The organism is Actinocrinis sp., from assembly GCF_035946395.1.
GTDB lineage: Bacteria > Actinomycetota > Actinomycetes > Streptomycetales > Catenulisporaceae > Actinocrinis.
Genome location: NZ_DASYZI010000202.1, coordinates 1 through 8435 on the forward strand (window position 1 = coordinate 1; position 8435 = coordinate 8435).

Sequence of the window (8435 nt, forward strand, 5' to 3'; positions counted from 1 at the left end):
CGGAGCGCCGCTACGGGCACCGCCGGGACCACCGGGGCCGCCGCCGGGACGCGGGCCGCCACCAGGGCCGCCGCCGGGGCGGGGGCCGGGAGAAGGCCGGTTGGGCATCATGCCCGGGTTCGGGCGCGGACCGCCGGGGGCACCACCGCGGTCGCCTCGGTCACCACGGTCGCCGCGCGGGGCGGCGGGACGCGGCGGCATGCCCGGACGGGGACCGCCCGGAGCGTCGCTGCGGGGCGCGCGGTCACCGCGGTCCCTGTCGCGGTCGCGATCACGGTCGCGCTCGCCACCACCCGGACGCGGCGCGCCGGGGCGCGGCATGCCGGTCGAGCCGGAGGTGAAGGGGTTGTTCCCGGGGCGCGGGCCGGTCGGGCGCCCGGAGCCGGAGCGCGGCGAGCCGCCGCCGGGCCTGCCGGCGCCGGGGGCGCCACCGCCGGGACGCGCAGAGGCCGGTCCAGGACGCGGACCGGGTGCCGGACGAGGACCGGGGGCACTGCCGGACGAGCCGGCGCCCTGCGGCGGCGCGCTCGGCGACGCCGGGCCGTGACCGCCGGAGGACGCAGGAGCGGGCGGAGCCGCCGGGGCCTCGAAGGTCGGGGCGGCCGGAGCGGGACGCGGCGCGGGCCTGGGCGCCGGGCGCACGGACTGCGGACCCGGGGACTGCGGACCGGGCGTCTGCTGCGGCGCGGGAGCCACCGGCGAAGCCGGGGCGGACGGCGCGGCGCTGCCGTTGGGCACCGGACGCGGAGCCGACTTGGAGGCCGCCGGCGCGGGCTTGGGCGGCACGGGGCCGGGACGTGGGCCGGGCTTCGGCGCACCGGGCCGCGGGGCGGCGGCGGTACCCGCCGAACCGCCGGACGCGGAGACCTTGCCTCCGCCTTCGAACGAATCCTTCAGCTTTCGGACGACCGGCGCCTCCACCGTGGAGGACGCTGAACGGACGAACTCACCGAGGTCTTGAAGCTTGGCCATGATGACCTTGCTCTCAACACCCATTTCCTTGGCGAGTTCATAGACCCGGACCTTGGCCACTTCACTCCTGTCTCGGTCCGCGTCTTCCCCGCGCGACCGTCTGTGTTACTGCATGGGCGTGCTCATCGCTGGGCGCTCATCGCGTGCTCATCGCGTTTCTCGACCCGCTTTCCACGTCGTAGCGATTCATGGGTCGTGTCGACCGCATGATTGCCACTGTTGTTACTGCATGAATTTCGCCGGTGCCCGCACCACACCGCGCTGGAAGACCCACCGCGCCGTGTAACGGGAAAACCGACGGCTTTACTCCATCACCGCTGCGCTACATCATCGTTCCGCACCCGGTCGTACGCCTCGGCCTCGAACGCCTCCAGCCGCGCGCGCACCGCGCCGACCGCGAACGGTCCCGGCAGGCGGAAGGCCCGCGGGAAAGCCCGCTTTCGCTCGGCGATGGCGAGACACGCGAGCCGCGGGTGCAGATAAGCGCCGCGGCCCGGAAGGCGCCGACGCGGATCGGGCAGAACCTCGCCCTCCCCGGCGACGACCCGGAGCAGCCGGTCTTGCCCATCCCGAACACGACAGCCAACGCAGGTACGCGTGGGCGCGCCGCAGTCTCCCGGCTCGGTCGGCAGGCCAGTCACGTCTTATCTTACCCCCACGATCACCCGTCTCGCGCCCCTCCGGCGACCGTATACGGCGTATTTGGGCTCTTCGACCTTGACCGCGTATTTGGCCGGGCTCGTCGCAGTTGGGCGCGATGGCCTGACCGGACCCGGCGCAGCGGCATATTGCCCGAACGGGTGACCGGTCGTCACTCAGTGAGCCGGCTGCTGCTCGGCGTCGGATCGGATGTCGATGCGCCACCCGGTCAGCCGAGCGGCCAGGCGGGCGTTCTGGCCCTCCTTGCCGATGGCCAGGGACAGCTGGTAGTCGGGCACCGTGACCTGCGCGGACTTCGTCTCCAAGTCGACGATGTGCACCTTGGTCACCTTGGCCGGGGACAGCGCGGAGGCGACCAGCCGCTCCGGGTTGTCGGACCAGTCCACGATGTCGATCTTCTCACCGTGCAGCTCGTTCATCACATTGCGCACCCGTGAGCCGACCGGGCCGATGCAGGCGCCCTTCGCGTTCACCCCGGGTTTGGTCGAGCGCACCGCGATCTTCGTCCGGTGCCCGGCCTCCCGGGCGATCGCCGCGATCTCCACGGTGCCGTCGGCCACCTCGGGGACTTCGAGCGCGAAGAGCCGGCGCACCAGGTTCGGATGCGTGCGCGAGAGGGTAACCTGCGGACCGCGCTGGCCGCGGCGCACCGCGATGACGAGGCACTTAATCCGGGTGCCGTGCTCGTAACGCTCGCCGGGCACCTGCTCGGGCGCGGGCAGCAGCGCCTCGAAGCTCTCCTTCTTGCCCGAGTCGATCTCGACCAGCACGTTGCGCGGATCGTCGCCCTGCTGCACCTTGCCGGTGATCAGGTCGCCCTCGCGGGCCGCGAAGTCGCGGAACACCGCCTCGTCGGCGGCCTCGCGCAGCCGCTGGGCGATGACCTGCCGGGCGGTCGACGCGGCGATCCGGCCGAAACCGGTCGGGGTGTCGTCGAACTCCAGTCCGATCGGGTGGCCGTCCTCGTCGGTCTCGGTGGCCCACACCGCGACGTGGCCGCTCTTGCGGTCGAGCTCGACCCGGGCCTTGGCGCGGGCGCCCTCGGTCCGCTCGTACGCGAGCAGCAGCGCCTGCTCGATCGCCTCGAAGAGCCGGTCGAGCGAGATCTCCTTGTCCTGCGCCAGGTCGCGCAGCGCCCGCATATCGATGTCCATCGCTTCCTCAATCAGCTCTCGCCGGTGCGGCCGGGCCCCAGTACCCGGCCGTCTGTCCGGTCTTCGTCCCCGTCTTCGTCGTCGCCCGGATCCCCCACCACGTCCTCGTCTTCGGCGTCGTCGGCCCGGTTGAACTCGACCTGCATCCTGGCCTTGGCGATCTCGCCATAGGCCAGCGTCCGCTCCGGCTGCGCTTGCTTCTGCTTCGCCTGCGCCTGCTCGACCAGCAGCGTCACGCTCTCGTCGGCCGCGGCGACCACCCGGCCGACGAGCTCGCCGCCCGCGACCAGCGTGGCCTTGACCAGCCGCCCGGTCGCACGCCGCCAGTGCCGGGGCGTGGTCAGCGGCCGGTCGACGCCGGGCGAGGTGACTTCGAGGACGTAGGCGGTGTCACCGAGGCCGTCGTACGCGTCGAGCGCGTCGGAGACCGATCGGGTGACTTCGGCGATGTCGTCCAGCGAGACTCCGCCGTCCCGGTCCACCACGACGCGCAGCAGCCGGCGCGAGCCGGCCCGCTGCTCGGTCAGGTCTTCCAACTCGGCTCCGGACCGCTCGACGACCGGCTCAAGCAGCGCGCGCAGCTTCTGCCGGTCGAGTCGGGATGCTGCGGTCGGGCTCATCGGGGTCGGCTCCTCGACACATGCGTGGTCTGGTCCTGAATGTCGTCGCCCACCAGCGTAGTCGCTTCGGCGTCGGGTCAGGTCCGAGCCGCGGGATCCGATGGCCCGACACAGCTACGGTACGTGAACCGGTGGTCCCTTTATCCCGATTGCGTCAGCTTGTCAGCTCGCGGATACGGACGGCGGCCTCGGCCACCGGAACGTCCTCACGCTCACCGGTGGCCCGGTCACGCACCTCGATGACGCCCTCCGTCAGGCCCTTGCCGACCACGACGATGGTGGGCACGCCGATCAGTTCGGCGTCCTTGAACTTGACGCCGGGTGAGACGCCGCGCCGATCGTCGAACAGGACCCGGACGCCGGAGGCGTCGAGCTCGGCCGCGAGCCGCGCCGCGGCGTCGAAGACCGTGTCGTCCTTGCCGGTGGCGACCAGGTGCACGTCCGCGGGGGCGACCTCACGCGGCCAGACCAGGCCGAGTTCGTCGTGCTTCTGCTCGGCAATCACCGCGACCGCGCGGGAGACGCCGATGCCGTACGAGCCCATGGTGATCCGCACCGGCTTGCCGTCCGGACCGAGCACGTCGAACTGGAAGGCGTCGGCGTACTTGCGGCCGAGCTGGAAGATGTGCCCGATCTCGATGCCGCGGCCGATCACCAGCGCCGAGCCGCAGCGCGGGCACGCGTCGCCGTTGCGCACCTCGGCGGCGCCGAGCGTGCCGACCGGGGTGAAGTCGCGGCCGTAGACGACGTGCGCGGCGTGCCTGCCGGTCTCGTTCGCGCCGGTGATCCAGGCCGAGCCGGGCACGACCAGCGGGTCCACCTTGTAGGTGTATCCGGCCTCGGCCAGAGCCTGCGGACCGATGTAACCGCGCACCAGGGCCGGGTGCTTTGCGAAGTCCGCGGCCTCGAACAGCTCGACCTCGGCCGGGGCGACCGCGGCCTCCAGCCGCTTGAGGTCCACCTCGCGGTCCCCGGGCACGCCGACGATCAGCACCTCGGTCTTGTCCGCGCCGGGCGCGCGCAGCTTCACCACGACGTTCTTCAGCGTGTCGGCCGCGGTGACGGTGCGGTCGAGGCCGAAGGTGTTGAAGAGGTCGACGAGCGTGTCGATGGTCGGGGTGTCCGGCGTGTCGTAGACCTTGAGCGCGGGCTCGGCGGAGGCGTCCAGCGCGGCGCCGGGACGTCCCTCGACCGCCTCAGTGTTGGCCGCGTAGTCGCAGTTGGTGCAGGAGACGAAGGTGTCCTCGCCGGTCGGCGCGGGCGCGAGGAACTCCTCGGAGGCGGAGCCGCCCATCGCGCCGGACATCGCCGAGACGATCCGGTAGTCCAGGCCGAGCCGGGTGAAGATGCGGATGTACGCCTCGCGGTGCAGCTCGTACGAGCGCTTGAGGCCCTCGTCGTCGAGGTCGAACGAGTACGAGTCCTTCATCAGGAACTCGCGGCCGCGCAGGATGCCGGCCCGCGGGCGTGCCTCGTCCCGGTACTTGGTCTGGATCTGGTACAGGATCACCGGCAGGTCCTTGTACGAGGAGTACTCGCCCTTCACCATGAGGGTGAACATCTCTTCGTGCGTCGGCCCGAGCAGGTAGTCCGCGCCCTTGCGGTCCTTGAGCCGGAACAGGTTCGGGCCGTACTCGACCCACCGGCCGGTCGAGTCGTAGTACTCGCGGGGCAGCAGCGCGGGGAACTGGACCTCCTGCGCGCCCATGCGGTCCATCTCCTGCTTGACCACGCGGGCGATGTTGTCCAGCACGGTCTTGCCGAGCGGCAGCCAGGAGTAGATGCCCGGCCCGACCCGGCGCACGTAGCCGGCCCGCACGAGCAGCTTGTGGCTCGGCACCTCGGCGTCCGCCGGATCGTCGCGGAGGGTCCGGAGGAACAGCGTGGACATGCGCGAGATCACTGCGGTGCTCCTAGCTGGGAGGGTTGTGGGGATGTTCGGCGGTCCTGCGGTCACTGCGTCGTGAACGAGAATATCCGGCGGCGGGACAAAGTTCGGCTGCTTTGATTCCGCGCCCGCGAGGCAACCAGTGGATTGCCGCCCCGATTGCGTTCGAAGAGTCCTACACTGCGCTGCCATGGCGGTGTTTCGCTCCAAGGCGTTCAAGGTGTCGTTCGATCCGGCGTTCGACGACCTCGACCTGGCCGAGGCGCGCGACGAGCTCGCCCAGGGCCGCTGGGAGCCGACGCGCGACCTGCTGGAGGATACGCGCAAGAACTGGGACCGGCGGGTCCACCGGGTCAAGGTGCTGGCGGACACCAGCGCGGCCAGCGCCTGGATCGAGCGTTGGCAGGCGCTCGATCCGCACAACCCCGACGCCGCTACGCTGCGCGCCCAGGTCGAGGTGGTCCGCGCGGTGCGGGACCGCTCGCAGGTGCGGGACACCGGGACCAGCAAGACGCTGCCGGAGGTGGAGGCGCTGTGCCGACGCGCGGCCTCGCTCTCGCCGAAGGACCCGATGCCGTGGATCAGCCTGATCACCCTGGCCAGAGCGCAGGGATCGAGCCGGGACGAGCTGTGGCGGCGCTGGAACGAGTTGCGCGATCGCGATCCGTGGAGCCGGGACGGGCATCACCAGACCCTGATCTACCTGTTCGCGGCCTGGCACGGCTCGCACGCCGAGATGTACGACTTCGCCTACTGGCTGGCCGGTGAGGCGCCGGACGGCTCGCCGCTCACGGTGCTGCCGCTGGTCGCGCACGCCGAGTCGTACCGTGCCCACTCCGCGGACAAGCGCGGTGCCGGGCGCGCCGGGCTGGACATGATGTGGACCGAGGACCAGGTCGGGCTGGACCTCGACCGGATCCTGGAGCGCTGGTTCCGGCGGCCGGGGCGGCAGCACGCGCAGGCGAAGGCGGACCTGAACTACCTGGCGCACGGGCTGATCTACGCCGATCGGCACAACGACGCGCGTCCGGCGCTCCAGGCGATAGGCCAGCACGTGACGCGCCTGCCGTGGGCATACACCGGCGATCCGGAGTCGTCGTTCTCGTACTGGCGGCAGCGCCTGCTGGACTGAGTCCGCCGGCCTGATCGTCACGTCCGAAAACCGCCAGAGAGCGTCCGCGCGATGAGGGAGACTCGAAGAGTGCGAAACCGCTTCGCACCACGAGAGGAGCGTCGACGTCATGGCTAACCGGACGACCGGCATCACGGCCCGTCAGACCACCACCCCGCTCGGCCCGTTCACCGTCCTGGTCGACGGGGACGTCGTGCACGCGTCGGGCTTCACGACGTCCGTCGAGCAGTTGGCGCAGCTCGCCGCCCTCGACATGAACGCGATCGCCGTGAGCGAGGACGATCACAGCGCGCTGGCCGCCGTGCGCAAGTACTTCGACGGCGAACTCGCAGCGCTCGACGGCGTCGAGACCATGGAGCGGCCCGGGACCGCGCCGTTCCGCACGGCAGCGCGGGCCGCGTTGCGCAAGATCCCACCGGGCACCGCCAATACGTACACCGAGCTGGCCGCCTCGGCGGGCAACCCGCGAGCCGTGCGCGCGGCGGGCAGCGCGTGCGCGACCAATCCGACCGCACTGTTCGTGCCCTGCCACCGCGTCGTGCGCTCGGACGGGAAGCTCGGCGGGTTCCTGTACGGGATCGACGTCAAGCAGGCGCTGCTCGACCACGAGGCGAAGCACGCCTAGCGCGGGCCGTGTCGATCAGGACAGTGTGGTTCAGGGCAGTGTGGTTTAGGACAGTGTCGATCAGATCAACACAGCAGTTCAGGTCAACACAGCGTTCAGAACAGCACCGAGGCGAACTCGGAGACGTCGCGGAAGCCGACCCGGTGATACGAGGCCCGCGCCGGAAGATTGAAGTCGTTCACGTAGAGCGAGACGACGGGGGCGAAGTCACGCAGCGCGTACTCGACCACTGCGGCCATGCCACCCTCGGAGATCCGCCGGCCGCGGTACCTCGGATTGACCCAGACGCCCTGGATCTGGCAGACCGCGCGGGTGACCGCGCCTATCTCGGCCTTGAAGACGACCTCGTCGTTGTCGATCCAGGCGAACGCGCGGCCCGCGTTGATCAGTTCGGCGACCCGCTGCCGGTACATCCGCCCTCCGTCGGCGGCCACCGGCGAGACCCCGACCTCTTCGGTGAACATGGCGACGCAGGCGGGCATGAGCACGTCGAGCTGCGCCGGATGCACGGCCCGGATCCGGAAGTCGGGCGGTACCGTCGCGGACGGCTCGCGCAGCGCCATCACCGGCTGGTTCGGGCGCACCTCGCGGGCGGGGTGCCAGTGCGGGGCCAGATACGACCACAGGTCGAGCGCGGCCCCACGCGGACCGACGATCGAGGAGCAGCGGCGGCCCTGTCTGCGGGCGCGGTCGGCGAAGGCGCGCACCGCCTCCGAAGTGGCGTTTATCGGCACCAGGTTCGCCCCAGAGAAGCACAGCGAGGTCAGCCGCCCGCCGGTGTAGTGCCCCCACATCTCGCCGCCGAGCTGCCATTGATCCAGCCCCGCCGTCTCGACCCGGGCGCCGATGAAGGCGTTGTCGACCGGGTTGTGGGCGAGCAGCTCCAGAACCTCGTCGAGGTCGGTGTGGTCCAGTACGCGCACACCCGAGGTGGGACTCAGCAGCCGGGTAACCACGTTCATCCGCGATCTACGCCTCTCACCTGCGAGTAGCCCTCTTGGACACTCTAAGGCCTGAAAGGGCATCCTGACTCGGCTCAGGCACAGCGAAATAATGTGGACGTGCGGTAAAAGGTCAAGACAGCACTAAGAGCGGCCCAGGAGCGGGGCCGCCCCCGTTCCAAAGCCGCTCTCAGAACCGTTCAACTCGCAGCCGTTCAACCCACGACTGACGTACGACTGTGCGTACGCCGGCCGGGCGATCAGCCGACCGCGACTTCGGGCGACCCGTCGCCGAGTTCGAGGCCCATCTCCTCGGCCAGCCGGACCGCCTCCTCGACCAGGGTCTCCACGATCTGCGCCTCGGGCACGGTCTTGATGACCTCGCCCCGCACGAAGATCTGGCCCTTGCCGTTGCCGGAGGCCACGCCGAGGTCGGCCTCGCG

General features: G+C 70.8%; 8 protein-coding genes and 1 pseudogene. 2 read left to right on the top strand and 7 right to left on the bottom strand.

Features of this window, described 5'->3' with window-relative positions:
• The 5 genes from VGS97_RS12610 to VGS97_RS12630 form a co-directional block, all read right to left on the bottom strand.
• Nucleotides 1-1032 (bottom strand): translation initiation factor IF-2 N-terminal domain-containing protein (locus VGS97_RS12610; protein ID WP_326853586.1); only part of this gene is annotated, 1032 nt, incomplete at its 3' end.
• Nucleotides 1033-1283: 251 nt separating this feature from the next.
• A complete protein-coding gene (locus tag VGS97_RS12615) occupies nt 1284-1613 on the bottom strand; it encodes a YlxR family protein (RefSeq protein WP_326853587.1) in 330 nt (109 codons plus the stop codon).
• Between the two features lie 174 nt (nt 1614-1787).
• The gene (gene nusA / locus VGS97_RS12620) at nt 1788-2786 is read right to left on the bottom strand and encodes a transcription termination factor NusA (RefSeq protein ID WP_326853588.1); all 999 of its coding nucleotides are present in this window, start codon (nt 2784-2786) and stop codon (nt 1788-1790) included.
• Between the two features lie 11 nt (nt 2787-2797).
• Complete coding sequence (gene rimP / locus VGS97_RS12625) at nt 2798-3406, bottom strand: ribosome maturation factor RimP (RefSeq protein WP_326853589.1); 609 nt, start codon at nt 3404-3406, stop codon at nt 2798-2800.
• A gap of 154 nt (nt 3407-3560) precedes the next feature.
• The gene (locus VGS97_RS12630) at nt 3561-5309 is read right to left on the bottom strand and encodes a proline--tRNA ligase (RefSeq protein ID WP_326853590.1); all 1749 of its coding nucleotides are present in this window, start codon (nt 5307-5309) and stop codon (nt 3561-3563) included.
• 175 nt (nt 5310-5484) lie between these two features.
• Between VGS97_RS12630 and VGS97_RS12635 the strand changes: the two genes are divergently transcribed.
• Complete coding sequence (locus tag VGS97_RS12635; RefSeq protein ID WP_326853591.1) at nt 5485-6426, top strand: hypothetical protein; 942 nt, start codon at nt 5485-5487, stop codon at nt 6424-6426.
• Between the two features lie 109 nt (nt 6427-6535).
• On the top strand, nt 6536-7051 hold the full coding sequence (locus VGS97_RS12640) for a methylated-DNA--[protein]-cysteine S-methyltransferase (RefSeq protein WP_326853592.1): 516 nt from the start codon (nt 6536-6538) through the stop codon (nt 7049-7051).
• 95 nt (nt 7052-7146) lie between these two features.
• Here VGS97_RS12640 and VGS97_RS12645 read toward each other — a convergent pair whose 3' ends face one another.
• Both VGS97_RS12645 and VGS97_RS12650 read right to left on the bottom strand, forming a co-directional pair.
• Nucleotides 7147-8013 (bottom strand): GNAT family N-acetyltransferase, encoded by an 867-nt coding sequence (locus VGS97_RS12645; RefSeq protein ID WP_326853593.1) that lies wholly within the window; start codon nt 8011-8013, stop codon nt 7147-7149.
• A gap of 239 nt (nt 8014-8252) precedes the next feature.
• Nucleotides 8253-8435: pseudogene (locus VGS97_RS12650) on the bottom strand (4-hydroxy-3-methylbut-2-en-1-yl diphosphate synthase); the annotation flags it as partial.